General features: G+C 47.6%; 16 protein-coding genes. 4 read left to right on the top strand and 12 right to left on the bottom strand.

The genetic code is table 11. The annotated features are described in order from the left end of the window. Together T497_RS0101440 and T497_RS0101435 are read right to left on the bottom strand one after the other, a co-directional pair. The gene (locus tag T497_RS0101440; RefSeq protein WP_028514077.1) at positions 1–1890 is read right to left on the bottom strand and encodes a glycoside hydrolase family 13 protein; all 1890 of its coding nucleotides are present in this window, start codon (positions 1888–1890) and stop codon (positions 1–3) included. An 81-nt stretch (positions 1891–1971) separates the two neighbouring features. Next, positions 1972–4377, bottom strand: a complete 2406-nt coding sequence (locus tag T497_RS0101435) for a glycogen/starch/alpha-glucan phosphorylase (protein WP_051530425.1) — start codon at positions 4375–4377, stop codon at positions 1972–1974. 468 nt (positions 4378–4845) lie between these two features. On the opposite strand from T497_RS0101435, the gene T497_RS0101430 reads away from it, so the two are divergent. Continuing rightward, entirely contained in the window at positions 4846–6084 is a 1239-nt protein-coding gene (locus T497_RS0101430; RefSeq protein WP_028514075.1) for a hypothetical protein, read from the top strand. 82 nt (positions 6085–6166) lie between these two features. Here T497_RS0101430 and T497_RS0101425 read toward each other — a convergent pair whose 3' ends face one another. Both T497_RS0101425 and T497_RS0101420 read right to left on the bottom strand, forming a co-directional pair. Next, positions 6167–6967: a DUF3592 domain-containing protein gene (locus T497_RS0101425; protein WP_028514074.1), complete on the bottom strand. Its 801-nt coding sequence runs from the start codon at positions 6965–6967 to the stop codon at positions 6167–6169. A 120-nt stretch (positions 6968–7087) separates the two neighbouring features. Further along, a complete protein-coding gene (locus T497_RS0101420) occupies positions 7088–8050 on the bottom strand; it encodes a helix-turn-helix domain-containing protein (protein ID WP_028514073.1) in 963 nt (320 codons plus the stop codon). A gap of 315 nt (positions 8051–8365) precedes the next feature. On the opposite strand from T497_RS0101420, the gene T497_RS15475 reads away from it, so the two are divergent. Continuing rightward, positions 8366–8560: a hypothetical protein gene (locus T497_RS15475; RefSeq protein WP_037324154.1), complete on the top strand. Its 195-nt coding sequence runs from the start codon at positions 8366–8368 to the stop codon at positions 8558–8560. Positions 8561–9086: 526 nt separating this feature from the next. Here T497_RS15475 and T497_RS0101410 read toward each other — a convergent pair. The 7 genes from T497_RS0101410 to T497_RS0101380 all read right to left on the bottom strand — a co-directional run bounded on the left by T497_RS0101410 (position 9087) and on the right by T497_RS0101380 (position 17232). Then, positions 9087–9572: a hypothetical protein gene (locus T497_RS0101410; RefSeq protein WP_028514072.1), complete on the bottom strand. Its 486-nt coding sequence runs from the start codon at positions 9570–9572 to the stop codon at positions 9087–9089. A 169-nt stretch (positions 9573–9741) separates the two neighbouring features. After that, entirely contained in the window at positions 9742–10266 is a 525-nt protein-coding gene (locus T497_RS0101405; RefSeq protein ID WP_028514071.1) for a TIGR04002 family protein, read from the bottom strand. 532 nt (positions 10267–10798) lie between these two features. Continuing rightward, positions 10799–13285: a GH36-type glycosyl hydrolase domain-containing protein gene (locus T497_RS0101400; RefSeq protein WP_028514070.1), complete on the bottom strand. Its 2487-nt coding sequence runs from the start codon at positions 13283–13285 to the stop codon at positions 10799–10801. 363 nt (positions 13286–13648) lie between these two features. Then, positions 13649–14287 (bottom strand): YbhB/YbcL family Raf kinase inhibitor-like protein, encoded by a 639-nt coding sequence (locus T497_RS15470; RefSeq protein WP_051530421.1) that lies wholly within the window; start codon positions 14285–14287, stop codon positions 13649–13651. Between the two features lie 106 nt (positions 14288–14393). After that, positions 14394–15407, bottom strand: coding sequence for an aldose 1-epimerase (locus T497_RS0101390; RefSeq protein ID WP_028514069.1), 1014 nt, complete (start codon positions 15405–15407; stop codon positions 14394–14396). A 27-nt stretch (positions 15408–15434) separates the two neighbouring features. After that, positions 15435–15857: a hypothetical protein gene (locus T497_RS0101385; protein ID WP_028514068.1), complete on the bottom strand. Its 423-nt coding sequence runs from the start codon at positions 15855–15857 to the stop codon at positions 15435–15437. A gap of 7 nt (positions 15858–15864) precedes the next feature. Next, positions 15865–17232: a citrate/2-methylcitrate synthase gene (locus T497_RS0101380; protein WP_028514067.1), complete on the bottom strand. Its 1368-nt coding sequence runs from the start codon at positions 17230–17232 to the stop codon at positions 15865–15867. A gap of 226 nt (positions 17233–17458) precedes the next feature. Between T497_RS0101380 and T497_RS0101375 the strand changes: the two genes are divergently transcribed. Together T497_RS0101375 and T497_RS0101370 are read left to right on the top strand one after the other, a co-directional pair. After that, complete coding sequence (locus T497_RS0101375; protein WP_028514066.1) at positions 17459–18514, top strand: hypothetical protein; 1056 nt, start codon at positions 17459–17461, stop codon at positions 18512–18514. Continuing rightward, entirely contained in the window at positions 18514–19425 is a 912-nt protein-coding gene (locus T497_RS0101370; RefSeq protein WP_028514065.1) for a hypothetical protein, read from the top strand. Before T497_RS0101375 ends, T497_RS0101370 begins: the two co-directional genes overlap by 1 nt. Positions 19426–19471: 46 nt before the next feature. Here the strand turns inward: T497_RS0101370 and T497_RS0101365 are convergent, their stop codons facing one another. Next, entirely contained in the window at positions 19472–20533 is a 1062-nt protein-coding gene (locus T497_RS0101365; RefSeq protein WP_028514064.1) for an alpha/beta fold hydrolase, read from the bottom strand. Positions 20534–21030: the final 497 nt, after the last annotated feature.

Here is a 21030-nt window from a genome sequence, read left to right as displayed (position 1 = left end):
TTACTTAACAAATTTTGCCTTTATAATAGTATAATCATAGGGAAGAACAGTTATGGCGTCGTCCATATATTCGCCGTAGAATGGCTGTATATCGGTGAAGCGGTCAAGTATCTCGCTCATATGCTCCAGCTTTACCACATCGGCGCTCCTGTTGACGAAAATGATGTAGTCCTGCTTCTGTCCCTGTCTTGTGAAGCCCACAAGTCGGCTATCGTGAGTTTCCTTTTCGTTGATGACGAAGTATATCCTTCCGTCCTTCATATTCGGTATGGACTTTCTTACGCGGCTGAGCTCGGAAACGTACTCGATGAGCTCGGTATCCTCTTTTCCCCACGGGAAACAGCGGCGGTTGAAGGGATCCTTGTAGCCCTGAAGTCCTGCTTCATCGCCGTAGTATATGCTGGGTACGCCCGGGAGGAAGTACATCAGCGCCATAGCGGCTTTAAGCATTTCCTTGCCGTGAGCGTACTGCTCGGGAGTGAGGTATCTCTCAGCCATCCATTCCTTCGGCTTGCCCTCGCAGTCGTCGCCGCCCAGACGGTTGATAGCTCTTTCGATATCGTGGGTGGAGACGAAGTTCATAAGTACATCGACGGTAGGCTTGGGGTAGTTTTCAACTATGGTCATAACAGAGTTGATAAAGTCAACAGGCTTGCCGCCCTTGAGGAAGTTCATTATAGCCTCGCGGAAAGGATAGTTCATTACGGAGTCAAGCTGGTCGCCCAAGAGGTAGCGGCGCTTTACGCCGTAGCTCAGCTTGTTTGTGGCGTCCTCCCAGACCTCGCCGATGACTACCTTATCCTTGTCGTAGCCCTTTACGCATTTTCTCAGGTTGCAGAGGAACTGCTCGGGGAGCTCGTCGGCAACATCAAGACGGTAGCCAGCCGCGCCCTTGTCGAGCCAGTAGCGGAGCACGCCATCGTCGCCGCAGATGAACTCGGTGTAGTCCTCGTTGTTCTCGTTTACGTTGGGGAGAGTGTCTATGCCCCACCATGCCTCGTATACATCGGGGTATTCGATGAAGCTGTACCAGTCGTAGTACTTGCTGTCCTTGGACTGATATGCGCCCAGCTCGTCCTCATAGCGTCCGAACTTGTTGAAGTAGACGCTGTCTGCGCCTGTATGTGAGAATACGCCGTCAAGTATAATGGATATGTCGTACTTTTCGGCTTCGCGGCAGAGCTCCTCGAACTCGTCGTTCGTGCCGAGAAGAGGATCAGCCTTCATGTAGTTTGCGGTATTGTAACGGTGGTTCTCGTGAGACTCGAATATAGGATTTAAGTATATGCAGGTAACTCCGAGGCTCTTCAGATATGGGAGCTTGGACTGTATTCCTGCGAAATCGCCGCCGAAGTAGTCGTTGTTCCATACGTGACCGTTCTCGTCGGGCTTATAAAGCGGAGTTCCGCCCCAGTCATCGCGGAGTATACGTCCCTCGGGGATATTCTCCTTCGGCTTGCCGCTGTTGCAGAAGCGGTCGGGGAATATCTGGTACATTATTCCGCCCTTTAAGAAGTCGGGAGTCTCATAGTCGCTCCTGTAGACAGTGAGCTGGAACATCTCGCCGTTGTCAAGACCGCCCTCGTGGAGATTCACCTTCTTGATGTAGTGACGGGTACCGCCCTCTGTATAGGAGAAGTAATAATAATGGACGTCGGTATACCTTGCGTCGTATGAAGCGGTATATGCAAAGCAGTCCTCCTCCTCCACAACATCGTTCATGCTGATGAAGCGCTCCTTGAAGCCTGTTCTGAAAAGCACAAGCACAGGCGAAAAGTCGGGCTTTACGTGCTTTGGAAGCCTTATGGTGAAACGGCAGGTCTCGAACTGCCTTACCGCTCCGAATATTGATTTATAGCCTAAATTCCATGTATCATAGATAGGTCTCATGTCAAAAACACTCCGTTAATCATCATTCAAAAAGGGGACGAAGTAGCCAACGTCCCCTTTACGGTGTAGCCTTAATTTCTATCAAAGATGCCAGATATCGTGTGCATACTCTGTTACCGCACGGTCTGCGGAGAATATTCCTGCACCTGCGATATTGTTGAGGGACATCTTTGCCCATTTCATCTTGTCGTTATAGCACTCAGTAATGTACTGCTGTGCCTTTCTGTAGCTTTCAAAGTCTGCAAGAACCATATAAGGATCCCTGTCCTTCAGTGAGTTTGCAACATCGTTGAAGGTACAGCCGTTTATACCGTGGTACATACGGTCTATAGCCTCGCGGATGCGTGGATCGTTGTTGTAGTAATCGCAGGGATTGTAGCCTCTGCATCTGAGGTCGTTGACCTCGGGTGTTGTCATGCCGAAGATAACGATGTTGTCGTCGCCGCAGGCTTCCTTTATCTCGATGTTTGCGCCGTCAAGAGTACCAAGTGTTACTGCGCCGTTGAGCATGAGCTTCATATTTCCTGTACCCGAAGCCTCTGTTCCTGCAAGGGATATCTGCTCGGAAACATCGGAAGCAGGCATGAGGTGCTCGGAGAGAGTTACGCAGTAGTTCTCGAGGAATACTACCGAGAGCTTCTGGCTTATCTTGGGGTTCTTTCTTATCTCCTCGGAGATAGCCCATATCATCTTGATTATCTGCTTTGCAAGATAGTAGCCCGGAGCTGCCTTAGCTGCAAAGATGTAGGTCTTTGGTGTGAAAGGTGCGTCCGGATCGTTGAGCAGATATGCGTAATCCGAAAGGATATTCATTACGTTGAGGTGCTGTCTCTTGTACTCGTGGAGACGCTTTACCTGTACGTCGAAGATACTGTCGGTATTGAGCTCTATGCCCGACTCGTTCTTGACGTATTTTGCGAAGTTTTCCTTGTTTTCCTTCTTTACGTCCATGAGCTTCTTGAGCACTTCCTTGTCGTCCTGGAACTTGCGGAAGTTTTCAAGCTCTGCGCCGTCCTTGATGAACTTCGGTCCGATAGTCTCGGTGAGAAGGTCTGTAAGTGCAGGGTTTGACTGATACAGCCATCTTCTGTATGCGATACCGTTTGTAACGTTCTTGAACTTCTCGGGAGTATTCTCATACTCGTCGTGGAATACGGACTGCTTGATAATCTCGGAATGGAGCTTTGATACTCCGTTTACGCTGTGTGAAGCCGCAACACAGAGAGATGCCATGTGTATCTGATTGTCCTTGATTATGGACATACGTGTGGTCTTTGCGCTGTCGCCGCCGTTTCTCTCCATGAGAGACTGGCAGTAGCGGTTGTTTATCTCAACTATAAGTGAGAATATTCTCGGGATAACGGACTTTACAAGGTTTACGTCCCATTTCTCCAGAGCCTCTGCCATTACAGTGTGGTTCGTATAGGCAAATGTGCGTGTTACGATGTCCCATGACTTTTCCCAGCTGTAGCCGCAGTCGTCGAGAAGTATTCTCATGAGCTCGGGGATAGCCAGTGTGGGGTGGGTATCATTGATGTGGATAGCTACCTTGTCGGCAAGGTTTTCAAGAGTTCCGTAAACATTCATATGAGCGTTTACGATATCGCCGATAGAAGCTGCGCAGAGGAAGTACTGCTGACGCAGACGGAGGCTCTTGCCTTCGAGATGGTTATCGTTAGGATAGAGCACCTTTGAGATAGCGTTTGCGATAGAGTTCTGTGCAAGAGCAGCCTCATAGTTGCCCTTGTTGAACATTTCCATATTGAAGTTCGGAGCCTTTGCAGACCACAGACGAAGCACTGATACTCCGTCGGAGCCGTAGCCCGAAACGTAAAGGTCGTAAGGTGTAGCAACTACTGTATTGTAGTTTACATGAGAGATATAGTGGTACTGATGGTCCCAGTATTCATTGAGATCGCCCTCAAAGTGGACATCTATTGAAAGCTCGGGCTTTGGAACGAGCCATACTGAACCGCCGGGAAGCCAGTTGTCGGGAAGCTCTGTCTGCCAGCCGTCCTCAAGCTTCTGCTGGAAAATACCGTACTCATAGCAGATAGAATGTCCCATTGCAGGGAAGCCTGTTGTAGCAAGACCGTCCAGATAGCAGGCTGCAAGTCTGCCGAGACCGCCGTTGCCCAGACCTGCGTCGGGCTCGTTCTCGTATATCTTATCGAGGTTGATGTCGTACTGTTTCAGCATATCCTTTATGCCGTCAGCCAGTTCAAGGTTGTATATGCTGGTTTTCAGTGAACGTCCCATGAGGAACTCCATTGAAAGGTAATATACCTGCTTGCCGCCGACAGAGTTGGTATGATTGATGAAGCTCTGCCTCTTCGCACCGAGTATCTCAACGATTATAGATGAGAGAACATGGTAAACCTGCTTGTCTGAAGCTTCCTCGGGAGAAACGCTGTATAAAAGCTGGAGCTTTCTCGGGAATTCTTCTCTGATCCTGTCCATAAGAGGGTTTGCTTTTTTTGTAGCCATATCTTATCTCCATTCTGCCGCTGTGCGACGTTTTTACTGCTTGTATAATATCCCCGTACTCTACCGCCATTTAAGGCGATACAAACCTATATCACTACAAACAATATACATTAAAATTATACTATGATTTATCAGATTTTTCAAGTGTTTATTTCAACAAATATTTGTCCACTGATTTTATATATTGCAGTTTTTGACCAAAGAAAAATTTGCATACACCCTGTTTCACGAATACAGTATTGTGCATTTTGCCTGTATAGGAAGAAAATCAGGCTTCGATTTGTGCAGTTTCAACACAGACTTATAGTTCTGAAATAATTTCTATATTTTTAAAAGATAAAACTTAGAAAATGTTTGAAATTTGTATTATTATGTGGTATAATAAAAAAAGCAGTTTCAAATAAGCAGACTGTAACGCAAAAAATAAAGAAAAAAGACAACAAAAGAATTAAAAAAAGGTGATGTATTATGGAAAAGAAAAAACGCTTCTCGGTACTAAAATTTGTACTTATCGTACTCTGTATACTCCTGATCGTTATTTCGATCATTGTTAATATCGGTTTTTCGGGCGGCAAGACTCCCAAGCTCTTCGGCAGATACTTCTACATCGTAAAGGAAGCTGACAACATGGGCGACAACGTCACAAAGGGCGCTTGTCTTATCTCTCCCGACGCAAAGAACGAGGCTGTCGCAAAGGGCGATATTGTTCTCTGCTATCCAGCAGCCGATCCCAATACACTTAAAGTCCTCAGCATTTACGACGTTGTTACCGCAGAGGACGGCACTGTCAAGTATATCACTGCCGACGCTACTAATGTAGGCAGCGAGGACTCTATCTCAAAAGAAAACATTGCGGCTATCTGTACAGGTCACACCGAAAGCGCTGAGCTGGGTGCTCTTATCAGATTTGCTTCAAGCATAAAGGGTATCATCTTCCTTCTCGTGCTCCCATGTGTGCTCCTCGTTATCTTCCTCATCGCCAAGCTTGCTTCGGGCAAGGGCGAGGACGACTTCGACGACGAATTCGACTTCTACGAATACGACGAAAAGGAAAAGCAGAGAGCTATCTCGGAGAGCAGAAAGAATATCCACGACAAGTCCGCAAATCCGCTTTTCGAGCCTTCTCAGGAGATTCAGCCAAGCAACGAGCTTGAGCGCAAGAAAATGTCTATCGCCGAGAATTTCAGCCAGAAGAAGGTAAATCCCGATTCTCCTTACCAGAAAGAAAGAGAGCGCACAATGCAGTTCAAGGCTCAGAGAAGCGCAGAAAGCCAGTTTGCAGCCAAGAATCTGAGCGCTTCATCATCTACAGCTCCTACAGCAGACGCCCTCAGAGAGGAAATGCTCCGCAAGACTGCCGAGGCTGAGCGCACAGGCACATTCAATATCAAGAATGCCGTCGCAAGCGCAAACGCTCCGCAGACTGCCGCACCTGCTGCTCCGTCAGAGCCTATCACAGACAATACAGGTATCCTTTCCAAGAGCCAGCTTGCCGAGATGTCAAGAAACGACGTTCCTAAGACAACTCCGCTGAGAAGCCAGTCAGCTCCTTCAACAGCAGCTCCCAAGCCTGTAAAGAAGAGCAGCACTCCTGATATCTCCGATATCATCAGCAAGAGCGAGCAGGAGGAAAAGAAGAAGTCTCCGTCAAGTATGTCGGTTGACGACCTCATCAAGATGATAGAGGCTGAAAAGAACAAGCTTTGATAATAAAAGGCAGACCGAATGGTCTGCCTTTAGTTTTGCACGAATAATGCAATATATTCATTTTTTGGAAAAATCCCACCGCTTATGGTGCGATAAGCAGATAATATGCAGCCAGTGCGGAAATAGCTGCTGGAAGTCCGATAAGGAAAAGTGCTGTCAGCACTATGCTTGCTGCTCCTGCATCTACAGAAGTGGCGTCGTATATCTCCTTTGGCTTGTTCGGATTGACGAGGATTTCATAGTTGTCGCCTATTATGCGGTCTTCGGGCGTTTTATAGGCTGTTGAGGTGTATTGTACGCCCTCGTATTCGTATTCATATGTCGGAACGTATTTATATGTGGTGCGTCCGTTTACGGTAGTCGAATTCGTGGATACATCTACGCATTTTGCGGTTATAGGCTCGGTACACACTTTCTTTGTGTGGTATTTTGCCCTCAGCGAGTCCACTATGATACCTATGCCTATCACTGCAAATATCAGCGGAAACAGCACTGCAAGGAGCTTCAGTATGAACTCGCGCTTTTCGCCCTCGCTGTTGTGTATCAGAAGTGTGACGATACAGCCGCCTGCGCCTATTATAAGCGGAAGAAGCAGTCCTGCCTGAAATCGCTGCTTTTTGATAAGTTCGGACACTATGCCGAATATTCCGAAAACTGCGACAAGCTGGAAAAACAGTATCACTATCAGCCAACCGTTGCTCTTGCCGCTGCTCTGGGATAACACTATCATAAGTATTACGGTGACTCCAAACCATATCAGCAGAAGAATACCAAGTATCTTCTCAAATGTTTTCGCAAGTCCGTTGTATGCGCTGTCATTGGAAGCGTCGTAGTAATTGCCGTTTTCGTCATAGTTCATGCTGTCTTTTTCGTTCTTTTTCATGGTAATACCCCCTTTTCGCTGATTATACCACAAATAATGCGAAAAATCAAGGCTTGCTTCAAGAAGGCAGTGAGCAGTAAATAGAAATAAGCAGGGGCGCACAGTGTGCGCCCGCAATCGTCAATTCTTCTTATTCGGGAAAAGTATAACCACTACAGGATTGAGGACTGCTGCTATCACCCATATGAGCCATGTCATGTCCCACCTTTTGGTGAGGAAACTAATGGAGAGGTACAGGGCTGTAACTACGCACCAGTATACTATAATTGCAGGATTCGGCGCATGACCTTTTGCCTTTTCCTCACGGGTAAAGCCGTCCTCTTCAAGAAGCTTCCTGTAGCCGTTCATACTTATGCTTGAACGGACAATGACACCTACGCCAATAGCTATCATTCCTAAGAAAAATGACGGTTCGAGAGCTCCTGTAAGAGCAGTTTCGCCCATGAGCGATTCAATGATAATAGTAGGAACGAAAGACAGTATGAACAGAACTACGCCAGTTATTATGCTGAGGGTGAATTTTGGCTCATACTTTGACTTTTTCTCGTTTACCATGCCCGAAACGCCGTATTCTGTGTCAATACCCTCTTTTTCAAGGTATTGATAGGGCTTCATCTTCATTCCCGAGATGATGAACAGCGTTACAGCTATGGCTATAAGTATGAACATCAGCGGCACACCTATGAGGTCGCTGAAGCCTGTCAGTTCTTCAAGAACTATCAGCGGTATTACACTGATTATGCAGAGAAATACTCCGATAGCGGCCAGCTTTGAGCGCTTTTCATTTACGGTAAGAAAGCTGTTTGCCTCCTCCATTGATACCTTGCGGAGCGGTGGCTCGGTCTCGGCGCTCTCCTGCACGGGAACATTGCCTGCGGAGAGCTCCTCGGTGTCCTTTAATAATGTATCTGTAGTGACTCCGAATATCTCCGAGAGCTGTAATATACGGTTAAGGTCGGGAGTGGACTGTGCGCCCTCCCATTTGGATACTGACTGGCGGCTCACACCGAGCTTTTCGGCGAGCTCCTCCTGTGACATACCCTGTCTTTTTCTTAATTCGATTATTTTGTCTGCAAGTATCATATATGTATCCTCCATATGTTTTTTCCGTGGGGAATGTCCCTCGGTCTATGATTTTATTTTATCATTTCGGGCGGTTACACGCAAGCAAGCCGCCTTTACAATTTGTCAATCGGCAGTTGCAATTGCCGATTTTTCGCGCACTTTTCAATAATCAGACATTAAGCTGCCGCCTGCGGCGGCAGCTTAATGTTCTCGGGCGGATAATACCGCCTTTACAAATAAAATACTGTAAAAAGTCATTTCAAAGTATTGCATTTATGAAAAAAGTGTGCTACAATAAAAATATAAATTTTATACGAAAGAAGGTATCCCCCTATGGAGATCAAAAAAGCAGTAGAAGCAGTTGAGAAAAAAACAGGCATCGACCTCCCCGACGAGAAGATCGAAAAGCTTGCTTCAAAAGAAAACATTGAAAAGGCTAAGGACATGATAAGCAAGGTTGCTACCAAGGAAAACATCGCAAAGGTCAAGGATAAGGTTGAGGATATCGTTGACAAGATCAAGAAGTGATCGCAAAGGGGCGTTCCTGTTACGGGAATGTCCCTTTTTCAGATATTAAAAGCTGCGGATTTTTCTTGGCAAATCAAGACAGAACCTAAACATATGTAGGGGACGCCGCCCTCGGCGTCCCATTGTAGGGGCTGGCGTCCTCGACAGCCCTTTAGGAGACGCCCTCTCTTGCAGGGCGTCTCCTCTAAAAAAACAGTCCAGTGGACTGTTTTTTTATTCACCTCTTGCGGTGACTCCCTGTAGTACAGGGAGATGTCAGCGTAGCTGACAGAGGGTACTCGCTCCTGTTAGGAGCGCTTTGTAACTGCGGGCTTTGCCCCAGGCTAACCGCCCCAGCCCCTCTGTCGCTTTGCGACATCTCCCCACACTGTGGGGAGTCACCCCACCAGAGGCGCTGCCTCTGACCTTACCGGTACGTCCCCTCTGTCCTTCGGACATCTCCCCATTTTATGGGGAGTCACTCCGCCAAAGGAACACAGTCCCTTTGGAATCCCTTTCATAGGTTCAGCAAGTTACAGCGCAAAGATTACAGCGGCTTTCGCTCAAACATCAGCACGGGATAGCCCTCATAGTAGGGCTTCACTATCTCGGGGTGCTGGTCTGCATAGGCGAATATCACGTCCGCAAGCCCCTCTTTCAGCAGTCCTACAAGCTCCGACAGCGGTCTGTGGTAGAGCTCCTCGCATATAGAGGCAAAGGTTATGGCACGTCTGCCGCCAACTTCCATTATGCGGTATGGCCATATGCGGCAGTCAAAGGGCTTCTCGTCACCCAACATACAGCCATTTTCCGCAAGGGCTGGACATGAGAAGAGCTCGTCGCCCCTGAGCTCACCTACTCTGAATATGTAGCCGCCGTCCTTGGTGATGAACTGGGCCTCGGGACGGACGGCTCTTATTTTTTCGCAGAGCTCCGCAGTAAATACGGGAGTCTCCCATACGTCATAGCGGTCAAATATGCAGCAGAGCCGACATTTCGCGCAGGCTTCGCCGCTGAGTATCTTTTTGAGCATTGCTTTCACCCTCTTGTTATTGTTAAGCTATTATACCATATTATGTATTAAAATTCAAGTCTGTAGAGGCTGGCGTCCCCTACAGCCCGTTTAATTTAATTCAATTTCGGAACGTCGAGGACGCCGTCCCCTACATATAAAAAAGGACGGCTTTGCCGTCCTTTTACGCTTATATCCGCTTTTTAAGTCCAGATTTGTCCAGAGCCGCGCCTGCCGCTAAAAACAGCACCGCGCTTGCTCCTACCTGTATGGCATAGAACGGAGTCTGTCCGAATGCCGCTATTATTGCCGCTTTGTTGAAGCCGCCTGCCATGAAGACTCCCTCATAAAGGCTGTAGCCAACTATGCAGACCGCAAGTGACGGGATAATTCCCAGTATATTGCGGAGATTCAGTATCTTGTCCTTTTTGCTCGTGAAAAACAGAGCTGTGACTGCCTTGACAACTATAGTTGCAGGTATCCACACAGGAAAGCCTGTAAGTCCGTCCGCAAGAGCTCCGCCTATCATGCCTGCCGCAACTGCGTAAGGCGTAGGCAATATACAAGCCGCAAGATATATGAAGCCATCACCTGCGTGAGTGTAGCCTGCTCCCGTAGGTACGTGGATATACGCTGTAAATACGAAAATAAGCGCCGAAAACAGTCCTGTCAGCACTATTCTCCTGATTTTTGTGTCCTGAGCCGTCCTTGTCATTGATAACCGCTCCTTTATCTACTAAATTCCTATGTTTTAGGTTGAACTTATTATAGCATTAGATATGACTTTTTTCAAGCGGTATCATGCACAATCTTTGTGAGCGTCAACTGCTTTTTTGTGGTGCGGTTGACGTATAGACGGAGGCTTTTACGGGGTATAGGTTTGCTTTCGGGACGCTGAGTGACTCCCTGCTGTGCAGGGAGATGTCAGCGTAGCTGACAGAGGGTACGTGCAGCGGTTAGCTGCGGCGCGTCCCCTACAATTGGTCATTTGAAGATTTACGGATATCGAGGGGCGCTCGGAAAGCGCCCCTACACAGATTTAAGGTCATTTAAGGTAAATACGGTACTTGCGGGGCGATGTGGGCATCGCCCCCTACACATTTACGGCAATATAACAGGATTTGCTGACTGCCAAAGGCAGCCCCTACAGGTCGTACATTGCAAAAAAACGGGCGCACACTGTGCGCCCCTACTAATCACTATTCACTAATAACTGAAAAGGGCAGGCTCAAAGCCTGCCCTTTTGATTAACCCATTATAATTTCAACTTCGTGTGTGCCGCCGCTGCATACAGGAATTACGCATCCCTCTACTGCCTTGCCGTCAACTGTCATAGACTTTACGCCCTTGCAAACGTGTGCAGGGTTCTTGACTGTGATGTTGAATGTTGCACCGCGGAACTTACGAACTGCTGTGAAGCCGTCCCACTCGTGAGGAATGGAAGGATCTACCTTGAGTCCGTCGAATACAGGCTGTACACCCAGAATGTACTGGGAAATAGCAACCATGTTCCATGCTGCTGTACCTGTCAGCCATGAGTTCTTGCCCTGACCGAAGTTCTTTGCGTCCTTACCGCCGATCATCTGACCGTATACGTAAGGCTCTGTCTTGTGGATATCAGATGTCTCCTCTGTGAATGCAGGAGCTATCTTGCTGTAGTACTCAAATGCCTTGTCACCGCGTCCTACATATGCCTCAGCACAGATTATCCATGCATTGTTGTGTGTGAAGATACCTGCGTTCTCCTTGTATCCGCCGGGATATGTGGAAATTTCACCGTACTGTATATAGTACTTTGTGAATGCAGGGTTATTGAGAACGAGACCGAACTCGCAGTTGAGGTACTTGTCGATAGAGTTCAGAGTCTTGATATCAGCGCCCTGATCCTTACCTATCTCGGACATAACTGCAAAGCCCTGCGGCTCGATGAATATCTTGCCCTCTTCGCACTCCTTGGAGCCCATCTTCTCGCCGTTTGCGTCGTAAGCTCTGATGAACCAGTCGCCGTCAAATGCGGATTCCATAACGTTCTTCTTCATCTTGTCGATCTCAGCCTGAGCCTTTGCAGCTTCGTCAGCCTTGCCGAGGTGCTGGAGAATGCCTACGAATGCAGGACCTGTGTATGTGAAGAGTGCTGCAACGAATGCGGACTCAGCTATCTTGGAGTAGCCGCCCTCTGCTGCGAACTTAGGATTGGTGTAGGTCTGGAAGGACTCACCGGGAGTATCTGAGAAGCATGAAAGGTTGATACAGTCGTTCCAGTCAGCTCTCATTGCAAGCGGGAGACCGTGAGGTCCGAGGTTGTTTACGATGTGATAGAAGGAAACGTTGAGGTGCTCGAGCATTGTGTGCTTGCCGTTCGGATCGTCGTCGAAAGGAACGTTAGCGTCGAGGATTCCCCAGTCGCCTGTCTCCTTGATATAAGCTGCAACAGAAAGGATCATCCAGAGCGGATCGTCTGAGAAGTCGCCGCCGATATCAGCGTTGCCCTTCTTTGTAAGTGGCTGGTACTGGTGATAGCAGCCGCCGTCTGAAAGCTGTGTTGAAGCGATGTCGATAAGTCTCTCTCTTGCACGCTCAGGTATCTGGTGTACAAAGCCGAGGATATCCTGATTGGAGTCACGGAAGCCCATTCCGCGTCCGATACCGCTCTCGAAGTAAGAAGCGGAACGTGAAAGATTGAATGTTACCATACACTGATACTGGTTCCAGATGTTTACCATTCTGTTTACCTTGTCATCAGGTGTGTTTACATTGAAGATTGAAAGGAGCTCTTCCCATGTATTGCGGAGCTCTTCAAGACCTGCTGCTACCTTCTCGGGAGTGTTGTACTTCTCGATCATAGCATAAGCCTTTTCCTTGTTGAGTACCCATGTCTCTCTTGTGAGGAGGTTCGCAGGCTTTTCAGAAGCGAACTTCTTGTCCTGTGGGTTCTCAGCATAGCCGAGGATATAGATGAGAGTCTTGGACTCGCCGGGAGCGAGAGTTACCTTCTTGTAGTGTGAAGCTACAGGTGACCAGCCGTCTGCAAATGAGTTTGCAGGCTTGTCAGCCTTTACTGTCTCAGGGTTGTCCCAGCCGTTGTAGATGCTTCCGAGGAAGGAATCACGGTCTGTGTCGTAGCCGTCGATAGTATCGTTTACAGTATAGAAAGCGTAGTGGTTACGTCTGTCTCTGTACTCTGTTACGTGGTAGATAGTTGAACCCTCTATCTCAACACGTCCTGTGGAGAAGTTTCTCTGGAAGTTTGTGCAGTCGTCCTGAGCGTCCCAGAGACACCATTCAGCGATAGAGAAGATAGAGAAGCTCTTTGTCTCATTGCTCTCGTTTGTGAGAACGACCTGCTGAACTTCGCCGTCGTAGTTCTGAGGAACGAAGAATGTTACCTCAGCCTTGAGTCCGTTCTTCTTGCCTGTGATAACGGTATAGCCCATACCGTGACGGCACTCATAGAAATCGAGAGCTGTCTTTACAGGAGACCAGCCGGGGTTCCAGATGGTACCGTTGTCGTTGATATAGAAATAACGTCCGCCCATATCAAGAGGCACGTTGTTGTAGCGATAACGAGTGATACGTCTGAGGCGTGCGTCCTTATAGAAGCAGTAGCCGCCTGCTGTATTAGAGATAAGTGAGAAAAATCCCTGATTGCCGAGATAGTTTATCCACGGATAGGGAGTCTTAGGGGAATTGATAACATATTCCTTCCTTGCGTCGTCAAAAAATCCGAACTTCATAATTATACTCCTTTATTTTTGGTGACAAAAGCGGCATAAAAACCGCATTTGTATTATTATACCATATATTTGCATATAATACAATAGATTAAGCAAAAATTGCGTTGTATTTTTTTCAAGTCCTTTTTTGTGCACATTGTCCTACTTTTCTGTCGTATTTACGGGAGTCGTGTGGACAAGCGCAGTGCCTGCGCCCCCTTGCCGCGTTGTCGCTCGTAAACTCGCTTACTATTATCAACAATGATAATTGTACATCGCTTACGGCACATTTATACTATACACGGGCGTTCAGAAGGCATTCCCTAACTAATCACTGATCACTAATTACTAATAACTTAAAGAATGGATAGCTCCGCCCTTGATTCAATCCCCGTGGGTATATGTTCCCATAAGATGACCGTAGGATATGATATTATCCTCTTTTTCACCGTCTATTTCCTTGGCGTACTCCAGCATTTTTGGATTTGAGTTGTCAAATGAGCCCTTTATCCTCTCGGGCTTTTCTTTGAGCGCCAGCACGTATATCTCATAATCGTGAGTTCCGCTGGGAGGATAAGGTCCGACGTACTCGCTTTGGGGCGCCCAGCCCGCAGGAAGAACAGTCTCGCTGTCGGTCACGGACTTCCAGTGCAGCCAGTTGCCTGCGGAGGTATCTATCATAAATACAGCATAGCATGAAGCGCCGTCAACAGGCTTCCATGAGAGCTGAGGTGAACGGTTTTCGCCCTTTTCGGTCTTGGTTATGACCGTGTCCCATATGCCGTCATGCAAGTCTTCGGAGCTAAGCTCAAAGGTGCTGAGCTTGCTCAGGTCAAGCTCCTTTGATTCGGCAGTTGTTTCAGCCACAGCTTCGACAGCAGACGTTGTCTGTACCTCGGCTGCTGTCGTTGCAGCAGTAGTCGGCTCGGTAATTCTTGACTCGAGGGACTCCTGAGTACAGCCTGTGTTAAGTGCAAATATTGCTGCTGCGCATAGTATTGCAGTTATTCTGAAATATCTCATAGTATGTTCCTTTCCGTATCTGATAAAACCATAAAGGGCGGATAATATCCGCCCCTACAGCGCAGAGCCTGCGCTCCCTAACTAATCACTAATCACTATTCACTGATCACTTCTTAGTGAAGAATCTCTCGTGTGCCTCGAAAACGTCTCCGGGCTTTACCTCGCGGTAGCCTGTAACATCGGCAGGCATACTGAGGTTGGGAGCGTCTATCATCGCTGTCATCGGCTCGGGACAGAAATAATGATTGAAGCCGCGGTCGTTCCAGATTATCCAGAAGCCGTACTCCTCGGATACCTCGTAGCAGAGCTTCTTGCCGCTGGCAGTATCCTCTGCGATGACGCCGTGGAACTTCTCTCCGTCAAGGTCGATATACTCGCCGAAGTACATCTCGTTGTCAACTACCTGCAATACAGGCTTCTTTGCGCCGTTTTTGTACTCAAGGTCGTGCATTGTGGGCACTTTCAGCTGTCCTGTAGGCAGACAGCGCTCGTTGAGCTCGCAGCGCTTGCCTATCGGCACTGTCAGGCGGATATCCTCCTCCTTTGCGCCGTCAACGAACGGAGAATTGATAGTTGTATGTGAAGCCAGCGACATGGGAAGGACTTTTTCGCCGTCCATGTTGATAAAGCGGATATTCTGCTCAAGTCCCTGCTCCGAGAGAGTAAATGTGTACTCTGCTGTGAAGCGTACAGGGAGATACTTGAAGAACTCGTCCTTTTCATCGTATACATAGCGAGTCTTTACCCATGCACAGTTGTCGTCAGCCTTGTACTCAACGACCTCATGAGTTCTCTTGTGGAGAAAGCCGTGGATATGGTTGTTATAGGGTGCAGGCTCGTTCACGGGGAGCTGATATACTGCGTCAGATGTTTTCAGTACGCCGTCTGCAAAGCGGTTAGGCAGGTAAAGTGTGGGAAGTCCCCATACCTCTGCGGACTGTTTGATAGCGTCGGGTGTATTGCTCTCCACAAAGCGGAAGAACTCCAGACCGTTGACGTTGTCGCGGAGTCGGATAACATTTGAGCCTATCTCATTGGCTACCCATGCTTCATAGCCGCCTGCGCTGAGTTTTACGCAGGTCATGCCCTTCCAGTCGAATAATTCTGCTGTGTTGTTCATTTATATCACATTCCTTTTAAATGTATTTTAACTTTGTTTTTTTACGGCTCTTACTATAAGAGCTCCTATGCGGAACAATATCGCCCATATACAGCCGCCGACCATTACGAACCACATGAATATCAAGCCTATGCCGCCTAAAGTCCGGTGACCGAACAGCTTTGTCATGTCAAGGCTGCTTAAAACAATGAGCATTACCAGTGTTATCACCCCATAAGCTATGAGATACATCGGCGGTATCCACTTTGTGAGACACTGACTGCCAAGCCTTTTCTCCATATTGAGGAAGAATACAGGCAGTGCAAAAAGAAGCAGCCCCTCGATTACCATAACATTCAACGCCGAATTATCTTCCTGTGTGATGATGTCGTATGCGCCTGCCGCAAGATATATCACCAGCGGACAAATTGTCCCCATGAGGTAGGACTTGCAAAGAACTACAGTTTTCATGATGTCATCAGTCCATTCTGTTTTCCATGTCGGTGTACTCGCGCATAGGCGATATTGCCTTGTACGCAGGACGGATTATCTTGTTGGAGTTGATGAGCTCCTCTATTCTGTGAGCCGACCAGCCCGATATTCTCGCAGTTGCGAAAAGAGGCGTGAACAGTTCGTCGGGTATGCCCAGCATACGGTATACGAAGCCGCTGTAGAAGTCAACGTTTGCACAGACGCCCTTGTAGATGCGGCGCTCCTCGGCGATGACCTCGGGAGCAAGGCGCTCCACCAGCGAATACAGCGCAAATTCCTCGTGTCTGCCCTTTTCGGAGCTGAGAGACTCTACAAAGCCCTTGAATACCTTGGCTCTCGGATCCGACTGTGAGTAGACTGCGTGTCCCATGCCGTAGATAAGTCCTGCATGGTCAAAGGCTTCCTTGTGGAGAAGCCTGCGGAGATAATCCTTTACCTCCTCCTCGTCAGTCCAGTCCTTTACATTCTGCTTCATATCGTCGAACATCATTGCTACCTTGATATTTGCACCGCCGTGCTTGGGACCTTTCAGCGAGCCCAGTGCCGCCGCGATAGCGGAATAGGTATCGGTTCCCGAGGAGGACACAACATGAACTGTGAATGTGGAGTTGTTTCCGCCGCCGTGCTCTGCGTGGAGAACCAGCGCCAAGTCAAGTATACGGGCTTCAAGCTCGGTGTACTTGCCGTCCTCGCGGAGCATATAGAGTATATTCTCAGCTATGGACATATCGGGCTTTGGACTGTGTATGAAAAGGTCTCCGCCCAGTCTTGCGTATCTGTAGGCGTGGTATGCGTACACTGCAAGCACGGGGAAAAGGGTTATGAGCTCTATGCTCTGTCTCAGTACATTGGGCACCGAGATATTGTTTGCTTTATCATCATATGAATACAGCGCAAGAACGCTCTTTGCAAGAGTATTCATCATATTGTCTGTGGGAGCTTTCATAATAACGTCGCGCATGAAATTGGACGGGAGCTCGCGGAAATCCGCAAGTATAGCCCTAAACTCGGCAAGCTCGTGCTCCGAGGGCATTTTTCCGAAAAGAAGAAGATATACGGTCTCCTCAAAGCCGAAGCGCTTTTCCTTTATGAAACCTGCGACGATATCCTCAACGTCAATTCCTCTGTAATACAGCTTTCCGTCGCCGTGATTGGGCATTCCGTCGCCGCTGTCTATCACTTTGATAGTGCTGATATTGGTAAGACCTGCAACTACACCGTTGCCGTTTATATCGCGGAGTCCGCGCTTTACGTCGTACTGTGTGTAGAGCTCGGGATCTATTTTGTAGCCTTCAAGCGACATATCAGCAAGTTTTGTGATCTCTGGTGTGATGTCTGAAAATTTGTATCTCATGTATCGTCATCCCTTTCTTTTTACGAATAGTAGTAATAAATATGCATATTACAATTATATTTGATTTTAGTAATTTTGTCAAGGCTAAACAAAAAGTTAATTTCTTTGTCAAAGAAAAGATGTTAAATTTTATCATTTCTCTTGAAAAAATCTGTGTGATATGGTAAAATATATTTGTCGGTTTTTCTGCCGACTTTTGTTAATGGTACAAGGGAGATGATATAAATTGGAATCAGTTGAGTATAAATGCCCCAATTGCATGGCAGACCTGAAATTCAACCCTGCTTCGCAGAAGCTGGAATGCGAATTCTGTCTCAGTGCATTTACTGTAGAGGAAATAAAAGAGCTCTGCGCAAATACCGAAAACAGTATACCGCAGGCGGCTGCACAGACGCAGAATGAGTTTGCAAGCCACACGAATCTGTATCACTGCAAGAGCTGCGGTGCCGAAATTATGGCTGATGACCAGCAGACTGCGACTTTCTGCTATTACTGCCACAACCCTGTTATCCTTGCAGGCAAAATGGGCGGCGAATTCAAGCCCGACAAGGTCATCGGCTTCAAGCTCACAAAAGACAACGCTATATCCATCTTCAGGAAGTGGATAGGCAAGCGCTGGTTCGTGCCAAAGGAATTCAAATCACAGCAGCAGCTGGAAAAGCTTACAGGTCTTTACGTGCCGTTCTGGGTAGCTGACTGCGATATCGACATTGATTATCACGCCATAGGCAAAAAGACAAGGAGCTGGACATCGGGAGACTACCGTGTCACCGAAACTCAGGAATATGATGTTGTCCGCCGCGGAAACCTTACTACAAGAGGTATCCCTGCCGACGGCGAGACCAAGATAGACGACCTGCTCATGGAGTCTATCGAGCCATATGACTACAGAGAGCTTAAAGACTTCTCAATGTCATATCTCAGCGGCTTCTATGCAGATAAGTACGACGTGGACAAGGCAGCGGTATTTCCGCGTATCCGCGTCCGTGCAACTCAGGCGACGGCTTCACTTATAAATGATACCATAAAGGGTTATAGCAGCGTTTCGCCTATGATACAGGATTACCGCATAAAGCAGACCAACTGGAGCTATATGCTGCTCCCTGTATGGTTCATGTCCTATAAATATAAGGATAAGGTATATGAATTTGCCATAAACGGTCAGACAGGAAAGCTTGCAGGTACTCCGCCCCTTTCAAAGGGCAGGCTCTGGCTGGCTTGTCTCGGCTTAGGAGCAGCAGTTGCAGCTGTCTGTGCTGTGATAGGAGGTGCTACCCTCTGATGAAACGCCTTTTATCGCTTATAATGACAGCCATAATGTGTCTGTGTATGCTTATGGCGCTGACCGGCTGCTCAGAGCCGCCAAATAACTATGTAGGCTGGAACGGCAATTATCAGGACTCATTCCTGCACGATGACAAGAATCTGTTCTCGGACACTCAGAGACAAGAGCTTGATGAAATGATACAGCAGAAAGCCAAAGAGCTGGAAATGAATATCCTCATCTATGTAAACGGTACATACCGCAGCGACTATGAGACAAAGGATTTCTGCGACTGTACATATGAAGCATTTTTCCAGCCAGACACCGACGGTCTTATGTATTACCTTGACCTTTCCAGCAAGGTGCCTGCTTACGACTATATATCCACATCAGGAAAGGCTATACTTCTCTATGAGGAAAACAGGGAGAGCATCTTCAGCCACATGGACCTTTACCTCCCTTCCTCGGGCTCATCATATGAAAGCGACCAGATATACGATGCTGTTGTGGAGTTTCTCAATCAGCTCAGCGTATACGCAAATAACGGAAATACCTCTCATTATTACCACGACGAGTCAAAGGGCACTTATATCTACTATAAAGGCGATAAGCTTTATGTAACAACAAGAAAACCACTGATATTACTGCTTCCCATATGGTTTGCTTCAGCTATCATAGGACTTGTCACAGCCCTTATCACGTTCCTCATCTCAAAGAGGCACTACACCTTTAAGGCAAAGACAAATCCCAGCGTTTATCTGTCAAAGGACGCTGTAAACTTTACACAGAAGTCCGATAATCATATCCGTACATATCAGACAAGACACAGGATCTCATCAAGCAGCAGCGGCGGAGGCGGTCATCGCAGCGGAGGAGGTGGAGGCCATCACAGCAGCGGAAGCCACGGCGGCGGCGGTCACCACAGATAAGATAAATATTGCAAAAAAAGCTCCCGAAACGGGAGCTTTTTGTATTTTACTTTATACCGCTGACAAAGTCCTCGATGACCTTTGCCACCTCGTCGGGCTTCTGCTCATAGATGAAATGACTTCCTGCAATGTTTATCTCCTTGCAGTTGCCTACCTTTTCAATGTATTTGCTTCTGTTATTACGATATTCCGTTTCTCTCTCGGACTTTTCGTCCTCGAACCATTCCTGAGCCTTGGCTTCGTCCACCTCGCCGTCCATAAACATAAGATAGTCCCTTATATCGTCAATTGTCTGATAGTTGGTCGATATGTATATCTTCGGGATATCGTTGGACTTTATAGAAGCCCACGCTGTTTTCATATTGCTGTTGAAGTTCTTCGTCTCGCTGATATGAGACTTTGAAAATGCAGGCGGATTCAGCGCAAACAGAGCATTTGCGTCCTTTGCGTATTCTTCGGAGCTGTCTTTGCTTGTAATATCGCTAATAACTCTTAAAACGCCTGTTTTGTACAGGAATTTAGTGATCTGGAACTGAACGCCCGAAGTCATCTCGTTTATCTCCTCTTCGGTCGCTTCTGGGTAAGCTTCATTGACGGAATCAAGGAAGATAACTCCCGATACCTCCTCGGGATAGGTGTTCTCCCAGTAGGTGCCGTAGATTCCGCTGAGAGAATGGGGCATAAGTATGTATGGAGCTTCAACTCCTGCGTTTTTCAGAGCGGTTCGTGTGCTGTCAACTATGTATTCCGTTGTAACATCGTGGTCTGTCTCCTCGCAAACGCCGTAGCCCGGACGTGTAACGACCACAAGGCTGATATCGTCGCTGAGATGCTCGGAGAACTTCTTCATATCCACGGTGAACTCCGCATGACCGTTGCCGGGCATAACGATTATCTTGTTTTTGCCCTCGCCGTAGATGTTTATGTTCATTTTATAGTCCCCTGCGTCGTAAAAGTGAACGAAGCCGTCCCTTTCGAGGAGCTCCCTGTCCTTTTTCTGCGCAGATCTCTGATAAAAGAAGCTTACGATAATAAATATCAGTATAAGTATCAGCAATACCAGCAGTATCCTGCCGATAACCTTGAATATCTTCTTGATAACTCCCATAGTCTTTCTCTCCTTAATATCTCATATCCTTATATTTGCCGTTTTTGCGGCATAGTTTACATATTATAGCATATAGCAGCAGATTTGTCAATCAATCTGTACGGGCGACTGTTTGGCGTCCGCATAAAACGCAGCCCTAATCGCTTAACAAATCTAATTTAACGTGTTATAATACATATAACCACGAAGGTAATTATGTATTGCTTCACGCAAGGAAATCCCCAGAGAGTACCATCTCGGGGGATTTTTTGTATCAGCTTTAAATAACCATGTGTAGGGGCTGATGCCCACATCAGCCCGCCAATTCTACAAAATTTCCACGGGGCGATGTAGGCATCGCCCACTACAATGTATATGCGATAAATTTGCTGCTGTTATTTCAGCACAAAGCACGGGCGGCGGAACGCCGCCCCTACATGGGACGTCGAGAACTTCCAACAGAAGCCGCGCCCCTCTGTCCTTCAGACATCTCCCTACACTGTAGGGAGTCACCGTCC

This window comes from Ruminococcus flavefaciens MA2007 (assembly GCF_000621845.1).
GTDB classification, from domain to species: Bacteria; Bacillota; Clostridia; order Oscillospirales; family Ruminococcaceae; genus Ruminococcus; species Ruminococcus flavefaciens_E.
This window is presented reverse-complemented; position numbering and strand designations above follow the sequence as displayed.

What these genes read in the sequence shown, in the direction of transcription:
- T497_RS0101365 (WP_028514064.1), bottom strand. Translation starts at nt 20,533, where the DNA reads ATGGGAGTTATCAAGAAGATATTCAAGGTTATCGGCAGGATACTGCTG.
- T497_RS0101410 (WP_028514072.1), bottom strand. Translation starts at nt 9,572, where the DNA reads ATGCTCAAAAAGATACTCAGCGGCGAAGCCTGCGCGAAATGTCGGCTC.
- T497_RS0101400 (WP_028514070.1), bottom strand. Translation starts at nt 13,285, where the DNA reads ATGAAGTTCGGATTTTTTGACGACGCAAGGAAGGAATATGTTATCAAT.
- T497_RS0101430 (WP_028514075.1), top strand. Translation starts at nt 4,846, where the DNA reads ATGGAAAAGAAAAAACGCTTCTCGGTACTAAAATTTGTACTTATCGTA.
- T497_RS15470 (WP_051530421.1), bottom strand. Translation starts at nt 14,287, where the DNA reads ATGAGATATTTCAGAATAACTGCAATACTATGCGCAGCAGCAATATTT.
- T497_RS0101385 (WP_028514068.1), bottom strand. Translation starts at nt 15,857, where the DNA reads ATGAAAACTGTAGTTCTTTGCAAGTCCTACCTCATGGGGACAATTTGT.
- T497_RS0101425 (WP_028514074.1), bottom strand. Translation starts at nt 6,967, where the DNA reads ATGAAAAAGAACGAAAAAGACAGCATGAACTATGACGAAAACGGCAAT.
- T497_RS0101380 (WP_028514067.1), bottom strand. Translation starts at nt 17,232, where the DNA reads ATGAGATACAAATTTTCAGACATCACACCAGAGATCACAAAACTTGCT.
- T497_RS0101390 (WP_028514069.1), bottom strand. Translation starts at nt 15,407, where the DNA reads ATGAACAACACAGCAGAATTATTCGACTGGAAGGGCATGACCTGCGTA.
- T497_RS0101420 (WP_028514073.1), bottom strand. Translation starts at nt 8,050, where the DNA reads ATGATACTTGCAGACAAAATAATCGAATTAAGAAAAAGACAGGGTATG.
- T497_RS0101440 (WP_028514077.1), bottom strand. Translation starts at nt 1,890, where the DNA reads ATGAGACCTATCTATGATACATGGAATTTAGGCTATAAATCAATATTC.
- T497_RS0101405 (WP_028514071.1), bottom strand. Translation starts at nt 10,266, where the DNA reads ATGACAAGGACGGCTCAGGACACAAAAATCAGGAGAATAGTGCTGACA.
- T497_RS15475 (WP_037324154.1), top strand. Translation starts at nt 8,366, where the DNA reads ATGGAGATCAAAAAAGCAGTAGAAGCAGTTGAGAAAAAAACAGGCATC.
- T497_RS0101370 (WP_028514065.1), top strand. Translation starts at nt 18,514, where the DNA reads ATGAAACGCCTTTTATCGCTTATAATGACAGCCATAATGTGTCTGTGT.
- T497_RS0101435 (WP_051530425.1), bottom strand. Translation starts at nt 4,377, where the DNA reads ATGGCTACAAAAAAAGCAAACCCTCTTATGGACAGGATCAGAGAAGAA.